Annotated in this window: 28 protein-coding genes; 10 read left to right on the forward strand and 18 right to left on the reverse strand. The window is 61.8% G+C overall.

The features are described from left to right. Positions 1–78: 78 nt before the first annotated feature. From ACK3CV_RS23225 to kefG, 5 genes are all read right to left on the reverse strand, one after another. Complete coding sequence (locus ACK3CV_RS23225; protein ID WP_041036963.1) at positions 79–1,107, reverse strand: LacI family DNA-binding transcriptional regulator; 1,029 nt, start codon at positions 1,105–1,107, stop codon at positions 79–81. Positions 1,108–1,199: 92 nt separating this feature from the next. Then, complete coding sequence (gene slyD / locus ACK3CV_RS23230; RefSeq protein WP_004930407.1) at positions 1,200–1,787, reverse strand: peptidylprolyl isomerase; 588 nt, start codon at positions 1,785–1,787, stop codon at positions 1,200–1,202. Positions 1,788–1,899: 112 nt separating this feature from the next. After that, complete coding sequence (locus ACK3CV_RS23235; protein WP_015379274.1) at positions 1,900–2,103, reverse strand: YheV family putative zinc ribbon protein; 204 nt, start codon at positions 2,101–2,103, stop codon at positions 1,900–1,902. 14 nt (positions 2,104–2,117) lie between these two features. Continuing rightward, on the reverse strand, positions 2,118–3,926 hold the full coding sequence (gene kefB / locus ACK3CV_RS23240; protein WP_060423678.1) for a glutathione-regulated potassium-efflux system protein KefB: 1,809 nt from the start codon (positions 3,924–3,926) through the stop codon (positions 2,118–2,120). A 2-nt stretch (positions 3,927–3,928) separates the two neighbouring features. Continuing rightward, positions 3,929–4,480, reverse strand: coding sequence for a glutathione-regulated potassium-efflux system ancillary protein KefG (gene kefG / locus ACK3CV_RS23245; protein WP_025159909.1), 552 nt, complete (start codon positions 4,478–4,480; stop codon positions 3,929–3,931). Positions 4,481–4,609: 129 nt separating this feature from the next. Here kefG and ACK3CV_RS23250 point away from each other — a divergent pair, with 129 nt between their 5' ends. Then, the gene (locus tag ACK3CV_RS23250; protein WP_164141710.1) at positions 4,610–6,523 is read left to right on the forward strand and encodes an ABC transporter ATP-binding protein; all 1,914 of its coding nucleotides are present in this window, start codon (positions 4,610–4,612) and stop codon (positions 6,521–6,523) included. Between the two features lie 3 nt (positions 6,524–6,526). Here the strand turns inward: ACK3CV_RS23250 and tauD are convergent, their stop codons facing one another. The 6 genes from tauD to ACK3CV_RS23280 form a co-directional block, all read right to left on the reverse strand. After that, positions 6,527–7,375 carry a taurine dioxygenase gene (tauD, locus tag ACK3CV_RS23255; RefSeq protein WP_033654872.1) on the reverse strand — a complete coding sequence of 283 codons (849 nt, stop codon included), beginning with the start codon at positions 7,373–7,375 and terminating at the stop codon, positions 6,527–6,529. After that, positions 7,372–8,208, reverse strand: a complete 837-nt coding sequence (tauC, locus tag ACK3CV_RS23260) for a taurine ABC transporter permease TauC (RefSeq protein ID WP_033631937.1) — start codon at positions 8,206–8,208, stop codon at positions 7,372–7,374. The genes tauD and tauC overlap by 4 nt, the downstream gene beginning before the upstream one ends. Continuing rightward, complete coding sequence (gene tauB / locus ACK3CV_RS23265; protein ID WP_164141712.1) at positions 8,205–8,972, reverse strand: taurine ABC transporter ATP-binding subunit; 768 nt, start codon at positions 8,970–8,972, stop codon at positions 8,205–8,207. Before tauB ends, tauC begins: the two co-directional genes overlap by 4 nt. Before the next feature lie 9 nt (positions 8,973–8,981). Then, positions 8,982–9,977: a taurine ABC transporter substrate-binding protein gene (gene tauA, locus ACK3CV_RS23270; protein ID WP_033649304.1), complete on the reverse strand. Its 996-nt coding sequence runs from the start codon at positions 9,975–9,977 to the stop codon at positions 8,982–8,984. 114 nt (positions 9,978–10,091) lie between these two features. Next, positions 10,092–10,874, reverse strand: a complete 783-nt coding sequence (locus ACK3CV_RS23275; RefSeq protein WP_039569229.1) for a PhzF family phenazine biosynthesis protein — start codon at positions 10,872–10,874, stop codon at positions 10,092–10,094. A 10-nt stretch (positions 10,875–10,884) separates the two neighbouring features. Continuing rightward, on the reverse strand, positions 10,885–11,487 hold the full coding sequence (locus ACK3CV_RS23280) for a LysE family translocator (RefSeq protein ID WP_039569226.1): 603 nt from the start codon (positions 11,485–11,487) through the stop codon (positions 10,885–10,887). A gap of 118 nt (positions 11,488–11,605) precedes the next feature. On the opposite strand from ACK3CV_RS23280, the gene ACK3CV_RS23285 reads away from it, so the two are divergent. The 3 genes from ACK3CV_RS23285 (at position 11,606) to ACK3CV_RS23295 (ending at position 13,837) form a co-directional block, all read left to right on the forward strand. Then, positions 11,606–12,586: a hydrolase gene (locus tag ACK3CV_RS23285; RefSeq protein ID WP_033649307.1), complete on the forward strand. Its 981-nt coding sequence runs from the start codon at positions 11,606–11,608 to the stop codon at positions 12,584–12,586. After that, entirely contained in the window at positions 12,583–12,816 is a 234-nt protein-coding gene (locus ACK3CV_RS23290) for a YheU family protein (protein ID WP_004930376.1), read from the forward strand. The genes ACK3CV_RS23285 and ACK3CV_RS23290 overlap by 4 nt, the downstream gene beginning before the upstream one ends. A gap of 151 nt (positions 12,817–12,967) precedes the next feature. Beyond that, positions 12,968–13,837 carry a phosphoribulokinase gene (locus tag ACK3CV_RS23295; protein WP_033636275.1) on the forward strand — a complete coding sequence of 290 codons (870 nt, stop codon included), beginning with the start codon at positions 12,968–12,970 and terminating at the stop codon, positions 13,835–13,837. 38 nt (positions 13,838–13,875) lie between these two features. On the opposite strand, the gene ACK3CV_RS23300 is transcribed toward ACK3CV_RS23295, so the two are convergent. After that, complete coding sequence (locus ACK3CV_RS23300; protein ID WP_004930372.1) at positions 13,876–14,283, reverse strand: OsmC family protein; 408 nt, start codon at positions 14,281–14,283, stop codon at positions 13,876–13,878. Positions 14,284–14,665: 382 nt separating this feature from the next. On the opposite strand from ACK3CV_RS23300, the gene crp reads away from it, so the two are divergent. Both crp and ACK3CV_RS23310 read left to right on the forward strand, forming a co-directional pair. Beyond that, positions 14,666–15,298: a cAMP-activated global transcriptional regulator CRP gene (gene crp, locus ACK3CV_RS23305; RefSeq protein ID WP_004090925.1), complete on the forward strand. Its 633-nt coding sequence runs from the start codon at positions 14,666–14,668 to the stop codon at positions 15,296–15,298. Between the two features lie 50 nt (positions 15,299–15,348). Next, positions 15,349–17,427: a YccS/YhfK family putative transporter gene (locus tag ACK3CV_RS23310; RefSeq protein ID WP_033649309.1), complete on the forward strand. Its 2,079-nt coding sequence runs from the start codon at positions 15,349–15,351 to the stop codon at positions 17,425–17,427. Between the two features lie 40 nt (positions 17,428–17,467). On the opposite strand, the gene argD is transcribed toward ACK3CV_RS23310, so the two are convergent. The 3 genes from argD to ACK3CV_RS23325 all read right to left on the reverse strand — a co-directional run bounded on the left by argD (position 17,468) and on the right by ACK3CV_RS23325 (position 20,991). Beyond that, complete coding sequence (gene argD, locus ACK3CV_RS23315; protein ID WP_033649310.1) at positions 17,468–18,685, reverse strand: bifunctional acetylornithine/succinyldiaminopimelate transaminase; 1,218 nt, start codon at positions 18,683–18,685, stop codon at positions 17,468–17,470. A gap of 131 nt (positions 18,686–18,816) precedes the next feature. Further along, positions 18,817–19,392: an aminodeoxychorismate synthase component II gene (locus ACK3CV_RS23320; RefSeq protein WP_049196119.1), complete on the reverse strand. Its 576-nt coding sequence runs from the start codon at positions 19,390–19,392 to the stop codon at positions 18,817–18,819. 72 nt (positions 19,393–19,464) lie between these two features. After that, on the reverse strand, positions 19,465–20,991 hold the full coding sequence (locus tag ACK3CV_RS23325) for a helicase HerA-like domain-containing protein (RefSeq protein ID WP_033654863.1): 1,527 nt from the start codon (positions 20,989–20,991) through the stop codon (positions 19,465–19,467). 210 nt (positions 20,992–21,201) lie between these two features. Between ACK3CV_RS23325 and ACK3CV_RS23330 the strand changes: the two genes are divergently transcribed. Next, positions 21,202–21,471: a hypothetical protein gene (locus tag ACK3CV_RS23330; RefSeq protein WP_033636282.1), complete on the forward strand. Its 270-nt coding sequence runs from the start codon at positions 21,202–21,204 to the stop codon at positions 21,469–21,471. Positions 21,472–21,488: 17 nt separating this feature from the next. Continuing rightward, positions 21,489–21,767, forward strand: coding sequence for a type II toxin-antitoxin system RelE/ParE family toxin (locus ACK3CV_RS23335; RefSeq protein ID WP_033636283.1), 279 nt, complete (start codon positions 21,489–21,491; stop codon positions 21,765–21,767). Here the strand turns inward: ACK3CV_RS23335 and btsR are convergent, their stop codons facing one another. The 3 genes from btsR to ppiA all read right to left on the reverse strand — a co-directional run bounded on the left by btsR (position 21,768) and on the right by ppiA (position 24,904). Continuing rightward, complete coding sequence (btsR, locus tag ACK3CV_RS23340) at positions 21,768–22,493, reverse strand: two-component system response regulator BtsR (protein WP_049196118.1); 726 nt, start codon at positions 22,491–22,493, stop codon at positions 21,768–21,770. Next, complete coding sequence (locus ACK3CV_RS23345) at positions 22,493–24,178, reverse strand: sensor histidine kinase (RefSeq protein ID WP_164141714.1); 1,686 nt, start codon at positions 24,176–24,178, stop codon at positions 22,493–22,495. Before ACK3CV_RS23345 ends, btsR begins: the two co-directional genes overlap by 1 nt. 156 nt (positions 24,179–24,334) lie before the next feature. Continuing rightward, positions 24,335–24,904 carry a peptidylprolyl isomerase A gene (ppiA, locus tag ACK3CV_RS23350; RefSeq protein ID WP_033636286.1) on the reverse strand — a complete coding sequence of 190 codons (570 nt, stop codon included), beginning with the start codon at positions 24,902–24,904 and terminating at the stop codon, positions 24,335–24,337. 353 nt (positions 24,905–25,257) lie between these two features. Between ppiA and ACK3CV_RS23355 the strand changes: the two genes are divergently transcribed. Together ACK3CV_RS23355 and ACK3CV_RS23360 are read left to right on the forward strand one after the other, a co-directional pair. Beyond that, complete coding sequence (locus tag ACK3CV_RS23355; protein ID WP_039569261.1) at positions 25,258–25,596, forward strand: PTS lactose/cellobiose transporter subunit IIA; 339 nt, start codon at positions 25,258–25,260, stop codon at positions 25,594–25,596. Continuing rightward, complete coding sequence (locus tag ACK3CV_RS23360) at positions 25,593–26,900, forward strand: 6-phospho-beta-glucosidase (protein ID WP_164040107.1); 1,308 nt, start codon at positions 25,593–25,595, stop codon at positions 26,898–26,900. Before ACK3CV_RS23355 ends, ACK3CV_RS23360 begins: the two co-directional genes overlap by 4 nt. Positions 26,901–26,921 lie beyond the last annotated feature (21 nt).

Consider the following 26,921-nt stretch of genomic DNA (forward strand, 5'->3'; position numbering starts at 1 on the left):
TTCGATAATCGGAGGATGTGAGCGCAGGCAATCGGCCATGTAATCGGTTTCATGAGGTAGCGTTGTGTGAGCCGTCTCTCATTCGCCGCGCTTGCTTTGCGCATGCGCCTCACCGTCGGTTACGGAGTCTCGCAGGATAAGTTCGGCCGAAAAGCGGTTGTTCTGCGGCGCAACGTCGCTGCCGCTGTGGATCTGCAGCGCCAGGCGCGCGGCGCGTCGGGCCATTTTCTCGATCGGGTAATGCACGGTGGTCAACGAAGGATGGAGATATTTCGCCAGGGCAATGTCATCAAAGCCGACGATCGACAGCGCCTCGGGCAACTGAACTTGCCGTTGATGGCAGGTGCGCATCATGCCGGCGGCCATCACGTCGTTGAACGTCACTGCGGCGGTGAAGCGTTGGTCGCTGGCCAGAACGCGCTCGGCCGCCAGTTCGCCTCCTCTCTCGTTGAAGGGCACGCTGATGATCCAGCTGCCGGGCACCTCAATACCGGCGGCGGCCATGGCCTGGCGGTAACCCGCTAGCCGCTGCGCGCGATCGTCGATCGGCAGATCCGCCGTCACGCAGGCAATTCTTCGATGCCCCTGGCGTATGAGCAGCTCGGTCGCCGTCTGCGCCGCATTGGCGTTGTCGAGCCAGATGCAACGGTTGGCGATCGCGGGCAGATAACGATTGATCAGCACCAGTGCGGGCGTATGGGCGGCGTAGCGCAGCAGCGCCTCCTCCCCCATGCGCGTGACGTGCGCCACGATGGCTTCGCATCCCTGGTTGATGAGAAAGTCGAGGCCGCTTTTTTCCAGCTCGGCCTGATGCCCGCCGCTGCACAACATCAAACGCACGCCGGCCTGCCGCGTGATGTCTTCCACGCCCCGCGCCAGGCGTGAAAAAAACGGATCGTCAAGATTGCCAGTCAGCAACCCCAGCATATTGCCGCTTCTTTTCGCCAGCGCCAGCGCGGCGGCGTTGCGGTGGTAGTTAAACTCGCGCATCGCTTTCTCGACGCGTTCGCGGGTCACCGGTTCAACGTAGGCGGTATTATTGATCACCCGGCTGACGGTGGCCGTGGAAACGCCGGCGCGCCGCGCCACGTCTTTCATGGTGGCCATGGCATGTCCTGTTGTGCCGTTCGGCGCCCGGTGCGCCGCGCATAAAAAAGGGCAGCCGATGGCCGCCCTCTTGTCTCGTCACTGCGATCTGCTTAGTGGCAGCCGCAGCCGCCGTTACCGCAACCGCCTTTACCGTGGTCGTGACCATGGTCGTGATCGTGGCTGTGGCCGTGACCGCCGCAGCAGCCTTCACCGTGTTCGTGGTGATGGTCGTGCTCGCCGTGTACGTGACCGTGCGCCAGTTCTTCTGCGGTCGCTTCGCGGATCGCGACAACTTCCACGTTGAAGTTCAGGTTTTGGCCGGCCAGCATGTGGTTGCCGTCAACCACCACGTGGTCGCCGTCAACTTCGGTGATTTCAACCGGTACCGGGCCCTGATCGGTGTCAGCCAGGAAACGCATGCCGACCTGCAGTTCATCAACGCCCATGAAGACGTCTTTCGGTACGCGCTGCACCAGGTTTTCGTCGTAGTTGCCGTACGCGTCGTTCGCGCCGACGTGAACGTCAAAACGATCGCCAACGTCGTGGCCTTCGAGTGCTTTTTCCAGACCTGCGATCAGAGAACCATGCCCGTGCAGATAGTCCAGCGGTGCGCTCACCGGAGACTCATCAACCAAAACACCGTCTTCTGTACGTACTTGGTAAGCCAGGCTGACCACCAAGTCTTTTGCTACTTTCATGATATCTCCTACCGTTGGCTACTAGGACGCGCACCGTTATCGGGATGCACGCCTTTTCCGGACAGATTGTAACGGAAATCTGCCTCGCTGTACCCTCCGGGATAAAAAAACGCTACTTCGGCTGGAAAATGCCGATCACCTGCTCTTGCGGGCGAACGTGTTTTTCCACCTGTTGTTCGGTCTGGCGCTGATGGTGGCCGCACTTGACGCACTCCACCACCTCCACCTGATCCTCCCGCCATACCGCCAGCGTATCCATCGCGCTGCAGCTAGGGCACACCGCCCCGGCGATAAATCTCTTACGTGTTGCAGACATCGTTATGCTCCCGCTTATTCGTATTCGTCCCAGCCGTCGAACTGGCGACTTTCTTTTTGCATTTCGCGATGGAACAGCTCTTCCAGCTCGCGCCGCGCCTCTTTCACGCGGGAAATTTGCGCCACGTCGCCCTGATGCGGCGGCATCAGTTCACGCAGCATGCGCATATCCAGGCGGCGGAAATGCTGCTGGGCGCGGAAAGCCTGATGCGGGTGCATGCCCAACTCCATCAGCGCTTTGCGCCCCAGTTCCAGCGCGCTGGAGAAGGTCTCGCGGCTGAACTGCTTCACGCCCGCCTGCAGCAACTCATGCGCCTCCACGCGGCCGCGCGCCCGCGCCAGAATGCTCAGATTCGGGAAGTGCTGCTGGCACAGCCGCACGATCTCCATGGTGTCTTCCGGCTCATTGCAGGTGATCACGATCGACTTGGCCTTCTCGGCGCCCGCCGCGCGCAGCAGCTCCAGCTCGGTGGCGTCGCCGTAATAAACCTGGTAACCGTAACGCCGCAGCACGCCGACGGCGCTAACGTCGCGCTCCAGTACGGTAATGCGCATTTTGTTGGCCATCAACAGGCGGCCGATCACCTGGCCGAAACGCCCGAAGCCGACGATGATCACCTGCGGATCGTCGTCCTCTACATACGGCGTTTCCTCTTCTTCGCCCTTGGCGTTATAGCGACGCGCCAAAATGCGGTCGATGGCCTGCATCAGCAGCGGCGTGGTCATCATCGACAACGTCACCACCACCAGCAGCAAGGAGAGTTGATCCGGCTGCAGCACCTTTTGCGCGCCCGCCGCAGAAAACAGCACGAAGGCGAACTCGCCGCCCTGGCTGAGCACCCCGGCGAACTGCAGGCGCACCGAACTGCGCAGGCCGAACAGACGCGACACCCCGTAGAGCACGCCGGATTTGATCGCCACCAGCGCCAGCACGCCGATCAACACCTCGGCCAGATTGGTGTAGAGCACGCCGATATTCAACACCATGCCCACCGAGATAAAGAACAGCCCCAGCAGCAGCCCTTTAAACGGCTCGATGGAAATCTCCAGTTCGTGGCGGTATTCGCTCTCCGCCAGCAGCACCCCGGCGATGAAGGTGCCGAGCGCCATCGACAGGCCAAGCGTCTCCATAAACAGCGCCGAGCCGAGCACCAGCAACAGCGCCGCGGCGGTGAAGATCTCGCGCACGCCGGAAGCGGCGATATAGCGGAACAGCGGTCGCAGCAGGAAGCGGCCGCCGATCAGCATGCCGCCGAACGCCGCCACCTTGAGCGCGATCTTCGCCCAGTCGTCGCTGGTTCCGCCGGCGCCGGCCAGAATGGGGATCAGCGCCAACGCCGGGATCACCGCCATATCCTGGAACAGCAGCACCGAGAAGCCGAGCTGCCCCCCTTCGTTGCGGTTCATGCCCTTCTCGCGCATCAGCTGCAGCGCCATGGCGGTGGAAGACATCGCCAGGCCGATACCGCCGATCACCGCCGCCTGCCAGGCGAAGTGCGTCAGATACAGCAACGCGCCCAGCACCGCAGCGGTGATCAACACCTGGCCGGCGCCGGCGCCGAAGATCGAGCGCCGCAGCTCCCACAGCTTGCTGGGGTTCAGCTCCAGGCCGATGATGAACATCAGGAACACCACGCCCAGCTCGGAGAAATGCAGGATCTCGTCGACGTCGCGAATGAAGCCCAATCCCCAGGGGCCGATGGCGATGCCGGCGATCAGATAGCCCAGCACCGCGCCGATCCCCAGGCGACGGGCGATCGGTACCGTCACCACCGCGGCGAACAGGAACAGCAAAATGGCGGTCAGTAAGGTCGATCCTTCCATCGTCACCGCCCTCCGTGCGGCAGCGGGTGGCTCAGCCACTCGCCGTAGGCGTCCGCATGGCTGCGCAGCACCTCCGGCTTCTGCCGCCGCGCCCAATAGACCACGAACGGCGTCAGCCAATGCATATGGCACATCCCGGCGGTCAACTCGAACGGCCGCAGGATATCTTCCATCGGATAGTGGTTATAACCGCCGGTGCGGTAGGCGCCTTCCGGCTCACCGGTGGTGATCACCGAGCGCCAGTATTTGCCCGCCAGCGCATTGCCGCCCACCCCGCTGGCGAAGCCGCGCGACAACACGCGATCCAGCCACTCCTTCAGCAGCGCCGGGCAGCTGTAGGTATACAGCGGGTGCTGAAACACGATGACCTGATGCTCACGCAGCAGCTGTTGTTCGTGATGGATATCGATAAAAAAATCAGGGTAGTGCGCGTAGAGATCGTGCACGGTGACATGTTCCAACTGCTGCGCCGGTCGAAGCAAAACCCGGTTCGCCACCGAGTCATGAGATTCCGGATGGGCATACAGCAGCAAGACCTTGGGCGGCTGCGACATCATTCCCCTCCAAAGCGTCGTCAGGGTAGCGGTTTTCCGTTACCATGCATCGCAAAGACAAAAACAGCGCGCGGTGCGCGTTCTGTTACCTTAATGATAATTTAACATACTCTGAACATACGGCGCTTTATGATTGTATTCTCCTCGCTACAAATCCGACGCGGCATCCGCGTCCTGCTGGACAACGCCACGGCGACGGTTAATCCAGGTCAGAAGGTCGGCCTGGTGGGCAAAAACGGCTGCGGCAAATCCACGCTGCTGTCGCTGCTGAAGGGCGAGATCGCGGCGGACGGCGGCAGCTTTACCTTCCCCGGCAACTGGGCGCTGGCCTGGGTCAACCAGGAGACGCCGGCGCTGGACGTGCCGGCGATCGAGTATGTTATCGACGGCGACCGCGAGTTTCGCCAGCTCGAAGCCGAATTGCAGGCGGCCAACGACCGCAACGACGGCCACGCCATCGCCACCCTGCACGGCAAGCTGGACGCCATCGACGCCTGGACCATCCGTTCCCGCGCCGCCAGCCTGCTGCACGGCCTCGGCTTCTCCAACGAACAGCTGCAAAGCCCGGTGCGCGACTTCTCCGGCGGCTGGCGCATGCGCCTCAACCTGGCGCAGGCGCTGGTGTGCCGTTCCGATCTGCTGCTGCTCGACGAACCGACCAACCACCTGGATCTCGATGCGGTGATCTGGCTGGAGCGCTGGCTGAAAAGCTATCCCGGCACGCTGGTACTGATCTCGCACGACCGCGACTTCCTCGATCCGATCGTCGACAAGATCCTGCATATCGAACAGCAGACGATCAATGAGTATACCGGCAACTATTCGTCGTTCGAACGCCAGCGCGCCACCAAGCTGGCGCAGCAGCAGTCGCTGTATCAGCACCAGCAAGAGAAAGTGGCGCACCTGCAAAGCTATATCGACCGTTTCCGCGCGCAGGCCACCAAGGCCAAGCAGGCGCAGAGCCGCATCAAGATGCTGGAGCGCATGGAGCTGATCGCCCCGGCGCACGTCGACAACCCGTTCACCTTCAGCTTCCGTCCGCCGGAAAGCCTGCCGAACCCGCTGCTGCGCATGGACAAAGTCAGCGCCGGGTATGGCGATAAAGTGATCCTGAAGTCAATCAAGCTGAACCTGGTGCCCGGCTCGCGCATTGGCCTGCTCGGCCGCAACGGCGCCGGTAAATCCACGCTGATCAAACTGCTGGCCGGCACCCTGGAGCCGCTGAGCGGCGAGATTGGCCTGGCGAAAGGCATCAAGCTGGGTTACTTCGCCCAGCACCAGCTGGAATTCCTGCGCGCCGACGAATCGCCGCTGCAGCACCTGAGCCGCATCGCACCACGGGTGCTGGAACAGCAGCTGCGCGACTATCTGGGCGGTTTCGGTTTCCAGGGCGACAAGGTCAGCGAAGTGACCGAACGCTTCTCCGGCGGCGAGAAGGCGCGGCTGGTACTGGCGCTGATCGTCTGGCAGCGCCCTAACCTGCTGCTGCTCGATGAACCGACCAACCACCTGGATCTCGACATGCGCCAGGCGCTGACCGAGGCGCTGATCGATTTCGAAGGCGCGTTGGTGGCGGTCTCGCACGACCGTCACCTGCTGCGCTCCACCACCGACGATCTGTACCTGGTGCACGACGGCCAGGTCGAGCCTTTCGAGGGCGATCTCGACGACTATCAGCAGTGGCTTGTCGACCTGCAGCGCCAGGAAAGCCAGCAGGACGCGCCGGAAAAAGAGAGCGGCGGCAACAGCGCGCAGGCGCGCAAGGATCAAAAACGCCGCGAGGCGGAGTTCCGTACGCAGACCCAACCGCTGCGCAAGCAGATCGCCAAGCTGGAACAGCAGATGGAAAAACTGGGCGCCGAACTGGCGGCGGTGGAGGAACAGCTGGCGGATCCCGCGCTGTACGACATCAGCCGCAAGGCCGAGTTGACCGACTGCCTGCAAAAGCAAAGCCAGGCCAAATCCGCGCTGGAAGAGGCGGAAATGACCTGGCTGGATGCGCAGGAACAGCTGGAACAGTTAACGCAGGCGTTCGAAGCCTAAGCCTCAGGCCTTGTAAAAAGGCCTATCCCCCAGAATGGTCGCGCGGTGCATGATGCGCCGCTGCGGCAGATAATCCGCGTTGGCGTAGTGCTGCGTCACGCGGTTATCCCAGATCGCCACGTCATTTTCCTGCCAGCGCCAGCGCACCTGAAACTCCGGTTTGGTGATGTGAGCAAACAGGAAGTTCAGCAAAGCGTCGCTCTCTTTCGGCGCCAGATCGACGATCCGCGTGGTAAACCCTTCATTGACGAACAGCGCCTGCCGGCCGCTGACCGGGTGGGTGCGCACCACCGGATGCAGCAGCGGCGGGTTTTTCTGCACCGCCTGTTGCCAGCGCTGATGCTCCTCTACACTGCCGCGATGTTTGTGTTCCGGGAACGACTTGGTGAAGTCATGCTCCGCACGCAGCCCCGCCAACAGCGTTCTGAACGGCGCCGACAGCGCCTCGTAGGCCGCGATGCCGCTGGCCCACAGCGTATCGCCGCCGGTGGAAGGCAAGGTCTTGGCCGCCAGGATCGCCCCCAGCGGCGGGTTGTCGATAAAGGTCACGTCGGTGTGCCAGTTATCGTTGTCCGGCGGGTTGTCGTCGTGGGTATCGAGCACGATGATCTCTTCCACGTCGGTGGCGTGCGGATAGACCGGATGGATATGCAGATCGCCGAAGCGGCCGGCCAGATCGCGCTGCTGCAGCGGGGTGATCGGCTGATTGCGGAAGAACAGCACCTGATGCTTCAGCAAGGCGTGATAAAGCTGCTCAAACTGGCCGTCGCCCAGCGGCCGGGCCAACTCGACGTTTTCCACCAGCGCCCCGATGTAAGGCCCCAGCGGGGTGATATTCAGACGTTCGTTCATTGCTGTACTCCATGCCACGGGGTCAATCGGCGCTGCAGGGCACGCAGCCCCAGCTCCAGCCCAAATGCAATCACCGCAATCACGCCGATGCCAGCCAACACCACGTCGGTAGCCAGAAACTCACCGGCGGATTGCACCATAAATCCCAGGCCGCGCGTGGCGGCGATCAGTTCGGCGGCCACCAGCGTCGACCAGCCGACGCCCAGCCCGATGCGGATGCCGGTCAGGATCTCCGGCAGCGCGCTCGGCAGCACCACGAAACGCAGCACCTGCCAACGCGTGGCGCCCAACGCCCGGGCGGCACGCACCCTCACCTGCGCCACGCTGCGCACGCCGGCCACGGCAGACAGCGTCACCGGCGCGAAGATCGCCAGATAAATCAGTAAGATCTTTGAGGTTTCGCCGATGCCGAACCAAATCACCATCAGCGGCAGATAGGCCAGCGGCGGCACCGGGCGATAGATTTCAATCAGCGGATCGAGAATGCCGCGCACCGTGTCGTTCAGCCCCATGGCAATGCCCACCGGGATGCCGACGATCACCGCCGCCAACAGCGCTACCAGAATGCGCCCCAGGCTGGCCGCCAGGTGTTGCCACAGCGTGGCGTCCATAAAGCCTTGCGGGCTGGCGATGGTGATCAGCTGGTGCAGCACCTGCTGCGGCGCCGGCAAAAACAGCGGGCTGATCAGCTGCAGCGCCGTCACGCCCCACCAGACGATCAACACCGTCAACAGCGTGGCGCCGCTCAGCCAAACGTTGCGCGGCACGCTGAAACGGCGCGCCGCTTTACCTTGCGGCTGCGCCGCGGCCTTCAGAGTGGAATGCAGGCTCATAGCATGGCCTCGCGCTGTTGGAAAACTTTGCCCAGCACGTATTCGCGCTGCGCGATAAATTCAGGATCGGACTTGATGGCGCGGCAGGCTTCGCCGTCAGCATAGCGTTGGCCGAAGTTCAGCGACAGCCGCTCCACCACCTGCCCCGGCCCCGGCGACAGCAGCAACAGCTCGCTGGCGAGGAACACCGCCTCTTCGATATCGTGGGTGATCAGCAGCACCTGTTTGCCGGTATCGCGCCAAATGGTCAGCAACAGCTCCTGCATCTGCTCGCGGGTGAACGCGTCCAGGGCGCCGAACGGTTCGTCCAGCAACAACAGCCGCGGATCGGCGGCCAGAGCGCGGGCGATGCCGACGCGTTGGCGCATGCCGCCGGAAAGCTGCCAGATAAAGTGCTGTTCATAGCCCGCCAGCCCCACGCGCTGCAGCATCTGCTCCGCCACCTGGCGGCGCTGCGCCTTGCCGACGCCGGCCAGCTGCAGGCCGAACTCGACGTTGTCCACCACGTTGCGCCACGGCAGTAAGCCCTCATGCTGGAACACCACGCCCCGTTCGGCGCCCGGGCCGTTAACGGGCGTTCCATCCAGCGTGATGCTGCCAGCTGAAGGCTCGATAAACCCGGCGATCAAATTCAGCAGCGTGGTCTTGCCGCAGCCCGACGGGCCGAGCACCACCACCAGTTGCCCGGCGGCAATCTGGAACGACACGTCACGCAGCGCGGGCCGCCCCTGATACTCTGCTGAAAGATGATTGACGTTTAGCATCCTGCTTCCTTACGACTGCGGCGCAGCCTGCACCTGTTTCACAAAACGGTCGGTCACGTAAGCGCTGTAGTCGCTGTCGACCTGCGGGATCTTGCCCTGCTGCTTGAGGAATTCGGCGGTATCGCGGATCGCCTTGTCCACCGGCTGGCCGAGCTGGGCAACCTGATCCGCCACCGGCAGATAACGGTTTCCCTTCACCAGCTCCGGCACCTGCGCTTCCGGCACGCCGCTCAGGCGCGCCAGCGTGCTGAGGTGGCTCGGATCTTTCAGCCACTGCTCCGGCGCCGCCAGGTAGGCCTTTTGCGCCTGTAGGGCGCTGGCGGCAAAGGCGGTCACCACGTCGGGATGTTTCTCGGCAAAGTCTTTGCGCACCACCCACACGTCCAGCGTCGGCGAGCCCCATTCGCCCACCTGCGCGGAGTCGGTCAACACCTTGCCCTGTTTGGCCAGTTCGTTGACCACCGGCGCCCAGACGTAAGCGCCGTCGATGTCGCCGCGCTGCCAGGCGGCGGCGATGGCCGGCGGCTGCAGATTGAGGATCTTCACCTGCTCAGGCTTGATGCCCCAATGCTTGAGCGAGGCCAGCAGGCTGTAATGGGTGGTGGAGATAAACGGCACCGCAATGCGCTTGCCGATTAGATCCTGCGGGCTTTTGATGTCATTTTTCACCACCAGCGCTTCGGAGCTGCCGAGCTGCGAGGCGATGAGGAACACTTCGATGGGGAGTTTCTGGCTGGCGGCCACCGCCAGTGGGCTGGAGCCGATATTGCCGATCTGCACGTCGCCGGAGGCCAGCGCACGCAGCACGCTGGAGCCGCTGTCGAACTTACGCCAGTCGACGGTCGCGCCGGACCGTTTGGCGAAGCTGTTTTCCGCCTGCGCCACCTTGGCCGGCTCCGCCGACGTCTGGTACGCCACGGTCACGTCCACCGCGTAGGCGCTGGCTGCGCTGAGCGCCAGCGCCAACAGCGCCGCGTTGCGTAAGGAAAAGAGTTTGCCCGCCATGTTCCGCTCCGTTGATAAAAATCTGTTCAGTTGCTGACAGTTTTATCTGAGCGGTGACGGGCGATAAAAGAATAAAAAAGTCTTCTTTATTACCCTGCGTAATATAAACGCGGATTACAGCGCGATCGTCCCGTGCAGGAACACGTGAGCATAGCCGCCGAGCAGCGTGCGTTCCCCTTGCAGTTCGCAGAACAGTTCGCCGCCGCGCGCCGAGACCTGCTGTGCCTGCAGCCGATGGCGGCCGAGACGCGCCGTCCAGTAAGGCATCAGCGTGCAGTGCGCGGAGCCGGTAACCGGATCTTCACCGCCGTCGAGCGTGAAATAGCGCGACACGAAGTCCACGGTGTCACCCGGCGCAGTGACGATCACCGCACACCCGGCCAGCGCGATCAGCGCCGGGATGTCCGGCCGCAGCGCACGCACCTGCGCCTCGTTTTCCAGCACCACCAGCAGCGCTTTCGCCTGCCACACCTCCTGCGGCTGCACGCCCAGCAGCGCCGCGAGGCCCGCCGGCTCAGCCACCTTCTGCGGCGGCCGAGCGGGGAAGTCGAGCACCAGCCGTTCCCCGTCCTGCGCATCGCGCTTGACGAACAGCTCGCCGCCGGCCGAGCGGAAGCGAATATCCTGCAGCGCCGGGTTAACCACGCTGAACATCACATGCGCCGCCGCCAGGGTGCCGTGGCCGCAGAGATCGACCTCGCGCTGCGGGGTAAACCAGCGGATGGCGGTCATGTCGCCGTCATCCCAGACAAAGCTGGTTTCCGGCAGGCCGATCTCGTTGGCGATCGCCTGCAGCCGCGCCGCCGGCAGCGGCTGTGTCAGCAGGCACACCCCGGCCGGGTTGCCGCGCAGCCCTTCGCCGGTAAAGGCAACCACGTGATAATAATTTTCCGCCATCGTTCGCTCCTTAATGCCAGATCAGTAACACACAGGCTGCGGTCAACAACCCCATGGAAACGTTGAAGATAACCCAGGCCTTTTTGCTGCGTAGCAGGCGGCCGATCAGGGTGCCGAACGCCAGCCAGATAATGCCGGCGACGATGTTGACCGCCAAAATGCCCAGCGCGATCGCCGCAATGGAACCGTTGTACTTATCGCCCGCCAGGCTGAAGCTGGCCACCGCCCCCAGCGCCATCAGCCAGGCTTTCGGGTTTAGGAACTGCAGCAGCCAACCCTGATACAGCCGCACCGGCTGCGGCGGCGCCACGTCGGTTTCCAGTTTTTCATAGGCGGCGGTGGCGACTTTCCATGCCAGCCACAGCAGGTACAGGCTGCCGAGGATTTTCAGGATCAGGTGCAGCGACGGATAAACCAGGATCAGGCTGCCGACGCCGAAGGCCACCAGCAGCAAAATGCTTTGCATGCCGAGCATAATGCCGATCATCAGCCACAGCGAACGCATAAAGCCGAAGTTGGCGCCGGAAGTGGTCAGCAGCAGGTTATTGGGGCCGGGCGTGATGGCGGCGACCCACAGGAAGCCCAGCATCGAAAGGAATAAACTCGGTTCCATGGCACGGGTGCTCCTCACCCAAGGCGCTTTTTTGCAGTATCATTGTTAATTCTTGGTATTGAAGCTAACAGTGCGCTAGGGATCTCACAATAGCCGCCCACAACATTTTACTCAGCCTATGCCTAACACCTTTCGCCCTCTGACCGGGGCCAGTAACCCGCACCTGCAAACGCTGTTGCCGCGGCTGGTGCGCCGCCGCGTATTATTGAAACCGCATTGGCAGCGGCTGGAATTGCCCGACGGCGATTTCGTCGATCTCGCCTGGAGCGAGGATCCGGCGCAGGCGCGCGACAAACCGCGTGCGGTGCTGTTCCACGGCCTGGAAGGCAGCTTCTACAGCCCTTACGCGCATGGCCTGCTCAACGCCTGGCGCGAGCGCGGCTGGCTCGGCGTGGTGATGCACTTTCGCGGCTGCAGCGGCGTGCCCAATCGCAAGCAGCGCATCTACCACTCCGGTGAAACCGAAGACGCGCGCTTCTTCCTGCGCTGGCTGCGCGACCGCTACGGCGAGGTGCCGACCGCGGCGGTCGGCGTTTCGCTCGGCGGCAACATGCTGGCCTGCTACCTGGCGCAGCAAGGCGCCGACAGCTTGCTGCAGGCGGCCGTGGTGGTCTCGGCGCCGCTGATGCTGGAGCCCTGCGCCTACCGCATGGAGCAAGGCTTTTCCCGCGTTTATCAGCGCTACCTGCTGGGGCAGCTGAAACAAAACGCCACCCGCAAGCTGTTGCACTATCCGGACACCCTGCCGCTCAAGCTGTCCCAACTGAACGGTCTGCGGCGCATCCGCGAATTCGACGACGCCATCACCTCGCGCATTCACGGCTTCAGTGACGCCACCGACTATTATCGCCGCTGCAGCGCCCTGCCGCTGTTGCCGGCTGTCCAAACGCCGCTGCTGATCATCCATGCGAAGGACGATCCCTTCATGACCCCTGAGGTGATCCCCGACGTCGCCGGCCTGCCGCGCAATATCGAATATCAGCTGACCGAGTTCGGCGGCCACGTCGGCTTCGTCGGCGGCACGCTGAAAAAACCATACATGTGGCTGGAGCATCGCATTCCGGCCTGGCTTTCCCCTTATCTGGACATCCCGACGTGATCATTCCCTGGCAAGAACTGGCAACCGACACCCTCAACAGCCTGATCGAATCTTTTGTACTGCGCGAAGGCACCGATTACGGCGAGCACGAACGCTCGCTGGAACAGAAGGTGGAGGACGTGCGCCGCCAGCTGAAAAACGGCGAAGTGGTGCTGGTGTGGTCGGAACTGCACGAGAGCGTCAACATCATGCCGCGCGGCCAGTTCCGCGCCGGGCAGGAAGAAATTTAGTGGCGATCGGTTCTATGACTGACGGAAAAAATCAGGTAACAATGGGGCATTGCAAACCAGCGCGCGCCATTTTTTCCCGAGATAGAGAGCGTCAACAAGAGCCACAATAATCCCCTGACGCCGGCGCATTCAACACGGAGTGACAACCACCATGTCTGCCAAACATCCCGTTATCGCGGTGACCGGTTCCAGCGGCGCCGGCACCACCACCACCAGCGTGGCGTTCCGCAAAATATTCCAACAGCTCAACATCCGCGCCGCCGAGCTGGAGGGCGACAGCTTCCACCGCTACACCCGGCCGGAAATGGACGCGGCGATCCGCAAGGCGCGCGATCTGGGCAGACACATCAGCTATTTCGGCCCCGAGGCCAACGACTTCGGCCTGCTGCAGCAGAGCTTCATCGACTATGGCAAGAACGGCACCGGCCGCTCGCGCAAGTATCTGCACACCTACGACGAAGCGGTGCCCTACAATCAGGTGCCGGGCACCTTCACCCCGTGGGAACCGCTGCCGGCGCCGACCGACGTGCTGTTTTACGAGGGGCTGCACGGCGGCGTGGTCACCGAGCACCACGACGTGGCCAACCACGTCGATCTGCTGGTCGGCGTGGTACCGATCGTCAACCTGGAATGGATCCAGAAACTGATCCGCGATACCGGCGAGCGCGGCCACTCCCGCGAAGCGGTAATGGATTCGGTGGTGCGTTCGATGGAAGACTACATCAACTACATCACGCCGCAGTTCTCGCGCACCCACATCAACTTCCAGCGCGTGCCGACGGTGGACACCTCCAACCCGTTCGCCGCCAAGGCGATTCCCTCACTGGACGAAAGCTTCGTGGTGATCCACTTCCGCGGGCTGGATCAAATTGACTTCCCCTATTTGCTGGCGATGCTGCAGGGATCGTTTATCTCGCACATCAATACGTTAGTGGTGCCGGGCGGCAAGATGGGGCTGGCGATGGAACTGATCATGGCGCCGCTGGTGCAGCGGCTGCTGGAAGGCAAGAAGATCGAATAAACGCGTTGAGCGCGGCGCCGAGCCGCGCTCCGCCTCGATTACGCCGGTTGGCGGATCTCGAAGCTGTGGGTCACCGTGGCGGCCTTGTTGAGCATCAGCGCCACCGAGCAGTACTTCTCCGCCGACAGGTTCACCGCACGCTCGACGATCTTGTCGGTCAGATCCTGGCCGGTAACGATGAAATGCAGGTTGATATGGGTGAACAACCGCGGAGCTTCTTCGCGGCGCTCGGAGGTCAGCTTCACCTCGCAGTCGCGCACGTCGTTGCGCCCTTTTTGCAGGATGGACACCACGTCGATCGCGCTACAGCCGCCCACCGACATCAGCACCATCTCCATCGGGCTGGGTGCTTTATCGCCGGCGTTGCCGTCCATCAGCACCTGGTGGCCGGAGGCCGATTCACCCAAAAACGTTAACCCTTCCACCCATTTAACTCTTGCCTGCATTCTGGTCACTCCGGTTGATTTCTTAAAATCAGAGTACGCTTTCGCATAGAAACAGGCAACGTAACCTGATGCTAATCATGCTGAAGCGAGACAACACGAGACACCCGCCTTACTCTGTGCTACAAACAGAGCCGCAATAAATCTTTCCGGGACACTGAATTTCAGGGAAACGCCCAGAGAAAGGCTCCTTTACCGGTATGTTAACAGAATGTAGCTTGCAGCGCTTACGGCAAGTTAATATGCTAGAGCGACAGCGTATTTTTATGACACGCCTCAAAACTTGCCGGTAGCCCTCGCTCATGATTGCGGCTACAGGCGGGTTTTACAGGGAACTCTGACCCCTGTGACACAAGGCAGCGATAACAACAGAGGATAACAGCGAATGGTTCTCGGCAAACCGCAAACAGACCCTACTCTCGAATGGTTCCTGTCTCATTGCCATATCCACAAATATCCATCGAAGAGTACGCTGATTCACCAAGGTGAAAAGGCCGAAACGCTTTACTACATCGTGAAAGGCTCCGTCGCGGTGCTGATCAAGGATGAAGAAGGTAAAGAGATGATCCTGTCCTACCTCAACCAGGGGGATTTCATCGGCGAGCTCGGATTGTTCGAAGAAGGCCAGGAGCGCAGCGCCTGGGTTCGCGCGAAAACCGCCTGTGAAGTGGCCGAAATTTCCTACAAGAAATTCCGCCAGCTGATCCAGGTGAACCCGGACATCCTGATGCGTCTGTCCGCCCAAATGGCGAGCCGCCTGCAGGTCACCTCCGAAAAAGTGGGCAACCTCGCCTTCCTGGACGTGACCGGCCGCATCGCGCAAACCCTGCTGAATCTGGCGAAGCAACCCGACGCCATGACTCACCCGGACGGCATGCAGATCAAGATCACCCGTCAGGAGATCGGCCAGATCGTCGGCTGCTCGCGCGAAACCGTTGGCCGTATTCTGAAAATGCTGGAAGATCAAAACCTGATTTCCGCCCACGGCAAAACCATTGTCGTCTACGGCACCCGTTAATCCCTGAAGAAACGGCGCAATCTGCGCCGTTTTTTTATCTGCTCTCTGCCATGTGGCGCCGCCTGATCTACCACCCGGAAATCAACTACGCACTGCGACAAACGCTGGTGTTGTGCCTGCCGGTGCTGTTCGGCTTGTTGATAGGCCAGCTGCAGCTCGGCCTGATGTTCTCTCTGGTGCCCGCCTGCTGCAATATCGCCGGTCTGGACACGCCGCATAAGCGCTTCTTTAAACGGCTGGTGGTTGGCGGCTCGCTGTTCGCCTTCAGCAGCGTGCTGCTGCAACAAGCCCTACTGTGGCACGTGCCGCTGCCGGCTCTGATGCTGGGCCTGGCGCTGCTGCTCGGCGTCACCGGTGAAATCAGCCCGCTGCACGCCCGGCTGTTGCCGGCGGCGCTGGTGGCCGCCATCTTCGCCCTCAGCACGGCCGGCACGGTGCCCATCTGGCAGGCGCCGCTGCTGTACGCCATCGGCACCGTCTGGTACGGCTTATTCACCTGGTTCTGGTTCAAGCTGTGGAAAGAGCAGCCGATGCGCGAGACGCTGAGCCAGCTCTACCTGGAACTGGCAGACTATTTCGAGGCCAAATACTCGCTGCTGACCCAGCACACCGATCCGCAAACCGCGCTGCCGCCGCTGCTGGTGCGCCAGCAAAAGGTGATGGATCTGATCAGCCTGTTGTACCAACAGCTTAATTTCCTGCCGCACGCCAACAACCTCGAGCAAAAGCGCCTGCAGCGCGCCTTTCAGGTGGCGATGGACCTGCAGGAGCACATCACCGTCAGCCTGCATCTGCCGGAGGAAGTGCAAAAACTGGTGGAGCAGAGCCAGGCCGAAGCAATCATTCGCCGCAATGCTCAGGTGATCGCCGGCCGGCTGCGCGTAGTGGCGCACGATATTCTCTATCATCAACATTCGAAGCGCTTCTCCATGGCCCACGAGCTGGCGGCGCTGGAAAAAATGGCGGCGCAGCATCCCGATAACCCGGTAGGCCAGTTTTGTTATTACCACTTCAGCCGCATCGCCCGCCTGCTTCGCACCCAGCATCCGCTGTACCGCCGCGACCTGATGCCCGGCCAGCACCGCCTGCCGTTTTGGCCGGCGCTGGCCAGCTATCTGTCGTTCAAGTCTACCGCCCTGCGCAACGCCGCGCGGCTGGGCGTGACGCTGGCGGTCGGCAGCAGCCTGGGTGCGGTGTTCAACCTGCCGAAGCCTTACTGGATCCTGCTCACCATCATGCTGGTGAGCCAAAACGGGTATAACGCCACCCGGGTGCGCATTCAGCACCGTGCGCTGGGCACGATTGCCGGGCTATTGCTGGCGGCCGGCCTGCTGCAGCTGCAGCTGCCGGAAGGCGAAACGCTGAGCATCATGCTGGTGATCACGCTGCTGGCCTACCTGGTTTCGCGCAAGAACTACGGGCTGTCGGTGATTGGCTTTACGGTCACGGCGGTTTACACCCTGCAGCTGCTGGCGCTGAACGGCTCGCATTTTCTGGTGCCGCGCCTGATCGATACGCTGATCGGCTGCGTGTTGGCGTTCGGCGGCACCATTTGGCTGTGGCCGCAGTGGCAAAGCGGGCTGCTGCGCAAGAATGCCCATCAGGCGCTGGAGCACGATCAAACCGCGCTGCGGTTGATGCTGGAACAGCCGGAACCGGACGCCACCGCGTTGGCCTATACCCGCATGCAGGTCAACCAGGCGCACAATGCGCTATTCACCTCGCTCAATCAGGCGATGCAGGAGCCGGGGTTCGCGTCGGACTATCTGGCGGACATGCGGCTGTGGGTCACGCATAGCCAGTTCATCGTCGAGCACCTGAACGCCATGACCATTCTGGCGCGCGAACACTACATGCTGACGCCAAAACTGGCGGAAGCGTATCTGCAGGCCTGTGAAATCGCGCTGCAAAGCTGCCAACAGCGGTTGGAATACGACGGCCCGAGCAGCGGCAACAGCGGCATCATGCAGCCGCCGGATCTGCATCCGGAGATGCCCGTTACCGAGATGGAGCGCCATCTGCGGCGCATTCTGTCGCACCTGAGCGTGATGCACACCATTTCTTCGCTGGCCTGGCGCCAGCGCCCGCACCACGGCATTTGGCTCAAGCGCAAACTGCGCGATCAATAAGGGCGCGGCATGCCGCGCCCCGTTATATGCCGCGCGGGCTTCAGGCGTTGATCACATCCTGCACCGCCAGCTCGAACAGCGCCATGCCGGCCTCGATATCCTGCAGCTCCACCACCAGTGACGGCGCGAAACGAATCACGTTCGGCCCGGCGTTGAGGATCATCAACCCGCGCGCGGCGGCGGCGGTGAGGAAGTCGCGCGCTCTGCCGTGATAATGCGGCGTCAGCTCGGCGCCAATCAGCAACCCCATGCCGCGAATCGCGGTGAAAATACCGTATTTATCGCCGATATGCTGCAAAGCCTGCACATACAGCGCATGACGCTGCTCGATGCCGCTCAGCACCTCCGGCGTATTGATCACGTCCAGCGCCGCCTCCGCCACCGCGCAGGCCAGCGGGTTGCCGCCGTAGGTGGTGCCGTGGGTGCCCACCTGCATCACCGACGCAATGTCTTCGGTAGTCAGCATGGCGCTGACCGGGAAACCGCCGCCCAGCGCCTTGGCGGTGGTGAGAATGTCCGGCGTCACGCCATAATGCATATAGGCGAACAGTTTGCCGCTGCGCCCCATGCCGCTTTGCACTTCGTCGAACACCAGCAGCGCCTGATGTTGGTCGCACAGCTCGCGCACGCCTTTGAGGAAGCCGGCATCGACCGGCGTAATGCCGCCCTCGCCCTGAATCGGTTCCATCACCACCGCGCAGGTGTGGTCGTCCATCACCGCCTTCACCGCCGCCAAATCGTTGAACGGCACGTGCACGATGTCGGCCGGCTTCGGCCCGAACCCGTCGGAATATTTGGCCTGCCCGCCCACCGACACGGTGAACAGCGTGCGGCCGTGGAACGCGTTATAGAAGGCGATGATTTTGGTTTTGTAGGGGCTGTGGCGGGTGATGGCGTAATGACGCGCCAGTTTGAACGCCGCCTCGTTGGCCTCTGCGCCGGAGTTGGCGAAGAACACCCGGTCGGCGAAAGTGGCGTCGATCAGTTTGCTCGCCAGGCGCAGCGCCGGTTCATTGGTGAAAACGTTGCTGGTATGCCACAGGGTTTCGCCCTGGCGTTTGAGCGCCTCGACCAGCGCCGGATGGCAGTGCCCCAGCGCCGTCACCGCGATGCCGCCGGAAAAATCGATGTACTCTTTTCCCTGTTGATCCCAGACCCGGCTGCCTTGGCCGCGCACCGGCACAAACTGGGCAGGTGCATAAACAGGCAGGATCACCTGGTCAAAGGTGCTGCGGCTCACTGCGGATTTTTCAGTCATTTTCGGCTCCACCCTGAAGGTTTTTCAGCGCTATCGTGATTTTAGATTGAAAACATAATCACGAAATATGCATAAAAAACCAATCGAGCGCAAACGCAAAACGCCTGGCGGGCGAAAAAAACGCATCGGGATTAACGCTGGAGGAAATTATCCAGCAGCTGGTGGCCCTGCTCGCTGAGCACGCTTTCCGGATGGAACTGCACGCCTTCCAACGCCAAAGTGCGGTGGCGGATGCCCATGATCTCGTCGCGCACGCCATCGCGTTCGCTCCAGGCGGTCACTTCAAAACAGTCCGGCAGCGTATCGGCTTTCAGCACCAGCGAGTGGTAGCGGGTCACGGTCAGCGGATCGCGCAGGCCGCGAAACACGCCGACGCCCAGGTGACGAATCGCCGAGGTTTTGCCGTGCATCACCGCGCGGGCGCGCACCACCTCGGCGCCGAACGCCTGCCCCAGCGCCTGGTGCCCCAGGCACACGCCGAGGATCGGCAGCTTGCCGGCGAAATGACGAATGGCGGCCAGCGAGATACCCGCTTCGTTCGGGGTGCAGGGGCCAGGGGAAATCACCAGATGCTGCGGCGCCAGCCGCTCGATATCGGCCAGCTGCAGCTCATCGTTGCGCTTCACCAGCACCTCGGCGCCCAATTCGCAGAAGTACTGGTAAAGGTTATAGGTAAAGGAGTCGTAGTTATCGATCAGCAGCAGCATGTTAGGTCCGGCAGAGAAAAATGCCGCCACAGTGTACTGATTTAACCCGCCGCTGCCGACGATAATTTCCGCTTACTTTTTACGGCCGCCGGTGATCGAGCCCAGCACGCCGCGCAGGATCTGGCGGCCGAGATCGCGCGCCATGCTCTTGGCAGCGGTCTGGACGATGCCGTCGCGCTTGCCGCCGCGCGGGCCGGTGGAACCGAACAACAGCTCGTTCAAGCCGTCCATCAGGCCGCCGCCCGCCTGCTGTTGTTGCTGTTGCGCCTGCGGTTGCTGCCCCTGCTGCGGGGTGCCGACGGTGGCAAAACCGCCCGACGACAGCTTCTCGTAGGCGGACTCGCGGTCAATCATATCCTCATAGCGGCCATACAGCGGCGACTTGTTGATCGCGCTGTTCAGCCCTTCCGCACCGAGCATGCCCATTTTGGATTCCGGCGCGATCACCATCGCCCGCTCCACCACGTTCGGCCGGCCCTTCTCATCGAGGAATGACACCAGCGCTTCGCCCACGCCCAGCTCGGTGATCGCCGTTTCGGCATCGAAGGCCGGATTGGCGCGCAGGGTTTGCGCCGCCGTCTTCACCGCCTTCTGATCGCGCGGCGTGAAGGCGCGCAGCGCATGCTGCACGCGGTTACCCAGCTGGCCCAGCACGCTATCCGGGATGTCCAGCGGGTTCTGGGTGACAAAGTAAATGCCGACGCCTTTGGAGCGGATCAGGCGCACCACCTGTTCGATCTTGGTCAGCAGCGCCGCCGGCGCGTCGTTGAACAGCAGGTGCGCCTCATCGAAGAAGAACACCAGCTTCGGCTGTTCAGGGTCGCCCACTTCCGGCAGGTGCTCGAACAGCTCGGCCAGCAGCCACAGCAGGAACACCGAATACAGCTTCGGCTGATTGATCAGCTTGTCCGCCGCCAGCAGGTTGATCACGCCGTGGCCGTTGGCGTCGGTTTTCATCAGATCGTTGATGTCGAGCATCGGCTCGCCGAAGAACTGGTCGGCGCCCTGCTCTTCCAGCGTCAGCAACCCACGCTGAATGGCGCCGATCGACGCGGCAGAGATATTGCCGTACTGGGTCTGGAATTGTTTGGCGTTGTCGCCGACGAACTGCATCATGGTGCGCAGATCCTTCATGTCCAGCAACAGCAGCGCGTTGTCATCGGCGATCTTGAACACCAGCTGCAGCACGCCGCTTTGCACCTCGTTCAGATCCAACAGGCGCCCCAGCAGCAGCGGCCCGAGATCGGAAATCGTGGCGCGGATCGGGTGGCCCTTTTCGCCGTAAATATCCCACGGGATAATGGTGCAGGCCTGCGGCTGCCAGTCGCTGACGCCGATCGCCGCCAGGCGCGCCTGCAGCTTCTCGGAAGGCACGCCCTCGGCGCCGATGCCGGACAGATCGCCCTTCACGTCCGCCAGGAATACCGGCACGCCGATGCGAGAGAACTGTTCGGCCATTTTTTGCAGCGTCACCGTCTTGCCGGTGCCGGTTGCCCCGGTGATCAGCCCGTGGCGGTTGGCCAACGCCGGCAAAATCACCAGATCCTGCTCCGGTTTTCCGTCTTTCATCGCTTTGGCGATAATCCGTGGTTCACTCATTTTCTGTTCCTTTGACGCTGACGCGGCGCGAAACGCGCCTGTGGATGCAATAAAGCTATAAGCGCCGCGTAACCCCGTCAAGGACAAACAAAATGGGTGCCGTCGGGGCCTGATGATTTCAGATTGCGCTTAGCGTCAAAGCGCCTTTGCTTGAACAATAAAGCACCAGTGCTATAGTGAGCATTACGCTGTATATACGAGGTAAATACCATGTCTGAATCTACCGTGGTAATCCGCGTGGATGAAGAGTTAAAAACCGCTTTCGCCAGCGCGGCAAAGGCCGCCGATCGCACGGCTTCGCAACTGCTGCGTGATTTCATGCGCGAGTTTGTCAGCCGCCAAGCGCAACAGGAAGAGTACGACCAGTGGTTAAAGGAAAAGGTCGAGGTAAGCCGCAAGGCGTTGCGTGAAGGCAAATTCGCCGACGATGAAGAGGTGGCCGCTTATTTCGCCGAACGCAGAGCCAAATCAACGCAATAAAACACAAAAGGACTTTTGTGAAACTGACATGGACGGAACCCGCCATCGCCGATCGTCTGGCGATTTATGAATGGTTGGAACTTAAAAATCCAGCCGCCGCCGCAGAAAATGATGCAAAAATCGCTGACGCGGCGGCACGCCTCGTGCATCATCCCGCCAACGGGAAAACGGGGCGGATAGCCGGTACGCGCGAGCTGGTCATCTCCCCGTCCTATTTGCTGGTCTATGAATGGGCGGCTCAACGCGTCATCGTATTGGCCATCGTGCATACTCGCCGCCGGTGGCCGCCGGCATAGTCACCCCCGCAGCCCCAACTGCTCCTTCAGCGCTTTCAAATAGCGCCGGCTGACCGGCACCGGATCGCCGGCCGACATGATCATCTCCGCCGCGCCGCCCTCTTCGAAGCGGATCTCGCGCACCTGCTCCAGGTTGACCAGATACTGCCGATGGCAGCGCACCAGCGGCGTACGGCTTTCCAGCGTGCGCAGCGTCAGCTCGGTGAAACATTCCATGCCGTCGCTGCGCACCACGAATACCCCGCTCAGTTTGGAGCGGATCGCCAGCACTTCGTCGAAGCGCAGCAGATAGATGCGGCTGTGGCCGGTGCAGGGAATGTATTTCAGGTAACCGGCGCTCTCTTCCAGCGCCGCCACGTCCTGCGGCGCAGTGCGCTGCCGCAGGCGTTGCAGCGTCTTACTCAGCCGCTTCGGCTCCGCCGGCTTCAACAGGTAGTCGAAGGCGTGCTCCTCGAACGCCTGCACCGCGTATTCGTCGTAAGCGGTCAGAAACACGATGTGCGGCATGCGGTTGGGATCCAGCATGCCGACCATTTCCAGCCCGCTGATGCGCGGCATCTGGATATCGAGAAACACCACATCCGGCTGCAGCCGGTGGATCTGGCTGATGGCTTCGATGGCGTTGGCGCACTCGCCGATAATCGAGATCTCCGCTTCGGCCTCCAGCAGATGGCGCAGGTTGTCGCGGGCGGAAGGTTCATCGTCAACAATCAGTGCGTTTAACATCAGGCGGCCCTCTCCATGGGAACATTGAGCGTAATACGGGTGTAAGCGTCCGGCCGGCAATCCACCTGCACGCCATAGCCTTCGCCGTAGCGCACGCGAATGCGCTTATCCACCAGATTCATCCCCAGCCCGCTGCAGTTCGGTTTCGGCTGGAACAGCCCGGCGTTGTCCGTCACCTGCAGCAGCAGATGCTCCCCTTCGCAGCAGGCGCCGATTTCGATGCGGCCCACGCCCAGCAGATGCGAGGTGCCATGCTTGATGGCGTTTTCGACGATCGGCTGCAGCGAGAACGCCGGCAGCCGCACCGGCAACAGCGCCTCCGGCAGCGATACCGCGATCTCCAGCCGATCGGCGAAGCGCGCTTTCTCGATCTGCAGGTAGGCGTTCACGTGTTCAATCTCGTCCGCCAGGCTGACTTCGTCATCGGAACGTTTGAGGTTTTTACGAAAGAAGGTCGAGAGGGACTGCACCAGATCGCAGGCGCGTTCGCCATCGCGGCGGATCACCGCCACCAGGGTATTCAAGGCATTGAACAGGAAATGCGGATTGACCTGCGCATGCAGCAGCTTGATCTCCGACTGCGCCAGCAGCTGCTTGTGGCGCTCGTACTGTCCGGCCATGATCTGCGCCGACAGCAGGCTGGCGATACCTTCGCCCAGCGTACGGTTGATGGTGCTGAACAGCTGGCTTTTCGGCTCATACAGCTTGATGGTGCCGATCACCCGCTGATTTTCGCCGCGCAGCGGGATCACCAGCGTCGATCCCAGCTTGCAGGCCGGATTGATCGAGCAGCAGTAAGAGAGCTGATTGCCGTCGGCGTACACCACCTCGTTGTTGTCGATGGCGCGATGCGAATGCACCGAGGCGATCGGCGTGCCCGGCAGGTGGTGGTCGTCGCCGATGCCGATAAACGCCAGCAGCTTGTCGCGATCGGTGATCGCCACCGCGCCGATGCCCAGCTCCTGATAAATCACCCGAGCGACCTTCATGCTGTTTTCCTGATCGAAGCCCTGCCGCAGGATGCCCTCGGTGCGCTCGGCGATCTTCAGCGCCTTGGAAGAGAAGGCGCTGGTGTATTTTTCGAACATCGCGCGCCGATCCAGCAGGATTTGCATGAACATCGCCGCGCCGACGGTATTGGCGATCATCATCGGCAGCGCGATGTGCTCCACCAGCTGCAACGCTTCGTCGTAGGGGCGCGCCACCGCCAGGATGATCGCCATCTGCAGCACTTCCGCCACCAGCGCCACGCCGCCGACGAACAGCGGATTGAACAGCAGCTCGATGCGCCCGCGCCGCATGGCGATGCTGTGTACGATGCCGCCGACCAGGCCTTCCGACACCGTGGAGATCGCGCAGGCTACGTCGGTCATGCCGCCGAGCGTATACCGGTGCAGGCCGCCGGTCAGCCCGACCAGAAAGCCCACCGACGGCCCGCCCAGCAACCCGCCAAGGACCGCGCCTATCGCGCGGGTGTTGGCGATCGAATCCTGAATGTGCAGCCCGAAATAGGTGCCCATGATGCAGAACACCGAGAAGATCACGTAGCACAGCAGCTTGTGCGGCAGGCGGATGGTCACCTGCATCAGCGGGATGAACAGCGGGGTTTTGCTCAGCAGATAGGCGATAACGAGATAGACGCACATCTGCTGCAACAGCAACAGCACCTGGTTAAATTCATACATGGCAGCAACTCATCCAGAGACAACAAAGGGCGAACGCCGGATTTCCGGTCTGATTATTGTCTGCCGATTAGAGCATGAGGCGCGGGAGAAAACAGTGATGAAGGCAAGGCTTCGAGAGGAAGGAGCGGCCGACCCCAACGGGATCGGCCAAAAAACTTACGGCAGCACCTTGGCCGACAGAATCACCACCGGTTTGGTCGGCACATTCTGGTAAGGGCCGACGTTGCCGGTTGGCACCTGGGCAATTTTGTCCACCACGTCCATGCCTTTCACCACTTTGCCGAACACCGCGTAGCCGAAGTCACGCTGGCCGTGATCCAGGAAGGCGTTATCCGCCACGTTCAGGAAGAACTGGCTGGTGGCGCTGTCCTTGTCGGCGGTGCGCGCCATCGAGATGGTGCCGCGCAGGTTGCGCAAGCCGTTGTCGGCTTCGTTCTTGATCGGCGCCTTGGTGGATTTTTGCTGCATGTCAGCGGTGAAACCGCCGCCCTGGATCATAAAGCCCGGGATCACGCGATGGAAAATGGTGTTGTTGTAGTACCCGCTGTTCACGTAATCGACGAAGTTCTGGGTGGAAACCGGTGCCTTCTGGCTGTCGAGCGCCAACTCGATATTCCCCGCCGAGGTCGTCAGCATGACGTGGGTCTCACCGGCGGCGAGTGCGGCTGGCGCCATCGCTGTGAGGGAACACAGCGCGACGAAGGTCACTAAAGTACGTTTGAACATTAACGGGTCCTTTCTCTGAGAGACAAACAACGGAAAAGCGCTTTGATTCTAAAGAGCTGTATCGGCAAGTACCAGCCATTTACCTATATTTACCCAATTACGGGACATATCCTAGGCGGCCCTGAATTTTGCTGCGGAAAGTATGGGCGTAGAAGGCTTTTTTGCCAACCGCATCACGCATTTTTTGCCCCGCGCCGCCCTGGGTTGATTTTTGCGATCTGCCTCCCAGTTTGCACACGCATTGCCGTTACTCTATATAAATGAGAGCGCTCTCATTATAAAAAGAGCGGATACTGAAGCATCCCACGGCGGCGTCGCCGCGCAACCCCTGGAGAAATGACGTGAGTGAACTGATGACTGAAGTCAGCCCCGAGTTTGAAAGCACCATCATGGAACTGCTGGTGTTCTCCGGCAGCGCGCGCAGCAATGCGCTGATGGCGCTGCGGCAAGCGCGCGCCGGCGATTTCGCCGCCGCGGCCAGGCACATGGCCGAGTCCAAAGAGTGGGTGAAGAAAGCACACCTGATCCAGACCGAGCTGATCGGCCTGGACGAAGGCTGCGGCAAACTGGCGATCAACCTGATCACCGTGCATGCGCAGGATCATCTGATGAACGCCATGGTGATCCAGGATCTGGCCGACGACATGATCGAGCTCTATCGCCGTCAGTCGCAGACGGAGGGCCGCCCATGAGCATGCTTAAAATCGCCGTGATCGGCGGCGGCAGCAGCTACACCCCCGAGCTGGTCGATGGGCTGATCCAGCGCATTGAGGAGCTGCCGGTCACCGAGCTGGCGCTGGTGGACGTCGAACCGGGCCGGCAAAAAGTGGAAACCATCGCCGCCCTGACCCGCCGCATGCTGGCGCGCCACGGGCTGGAGCAGGTGAAGGTCAGCGTGCACTTTGCGCTGGACGACGCCATTCGCGGCGCCGCCTTCGTGCTGACCCAGTTCCGCGTCGGGCAACTGCCGGCGCGCGCCGCCGACGAACGGCTGGGCCTGAAATACCAGCTGCTCGGCCAGGAGACCACCGGCGTCGGCGGCTTCGCCAAGGCGCTGCGCACCATCCCGGTGATGCTGGACATCGCTCGCCGGGTGGAAAAACTGGCGCCGGACGCCTGGATCATCAACTTCACCAACCCGGCCGGCATCGTCACCGAGGCGGTGTCCCGCTTTACCAAAGCGAAGATCATCGGCCTGTGCAACGTGCCGATCAGCATGCATCACATGATCGCCAACATGCTGCAGGCGCCTTACGCCGACGTGCAGCTGCGCTTCGCCGGCCTGAACCACATGGTCTGGGTGCATCAGGTCACGCAGCAGGGGCGCGACGTCACCGCCAAGGTGATCGACATGCTGTGCGACGGCGCGGCGCTGACCATGAACAACATCAAGGAAGAGCCCTGGCAGCCGGACTTCCTGCGCGCGCTCGGCGCCATCCCCTGCCCCTACCACCGCTATTTTTACCAGACCCGCGAGATGCTGGCGGAAGAGATGGCCGCCGCCGGCGAGCGCGGCACCCGCGCCGAGCAGGTGATGCAGGTGGAGAAAGAGCTGTTCGAACTGTATGCCGATCCGCAGCTGAACACGAAACCGGAGCAGCTCAGCTTCCGCGGCGGTTCTTTCTATTCCGAAGTTGCGCTGGAGCTGATTCGTGCTATCCATAATAATCTCGGCACGCAATTAGTGGTCAACACCGCAAACCGCGGCGCAATCCATGGCCTGCCGGACGATGCTGTGATAGAAATCAACTGTATCGTTGATGCTCAGGGCGCGCACCCGCTGACCTTCGGCCCGCTGCCAGAGCCGATGCAGGCCCTGACGCAGCAGGTGAAAGCCTACGAACGCCTGACCATCGAGGCGGCGGTGCACGGCGATCGCCGCAGCGGGTTGCTGGCGTTGATCGCCAACCCGTTAGTGGGCAACGCCAACCTGGCGCAGCCGCTGCTGGAAGAGGTGTTGACGATAAACGCGCCGTATTTGCCGCAGTTCAGGTAAGCGGCTATACGCAGCCAGACA

It is taken from the genome of Serratia sp. TSO36 (assembly GCF_057808395.1).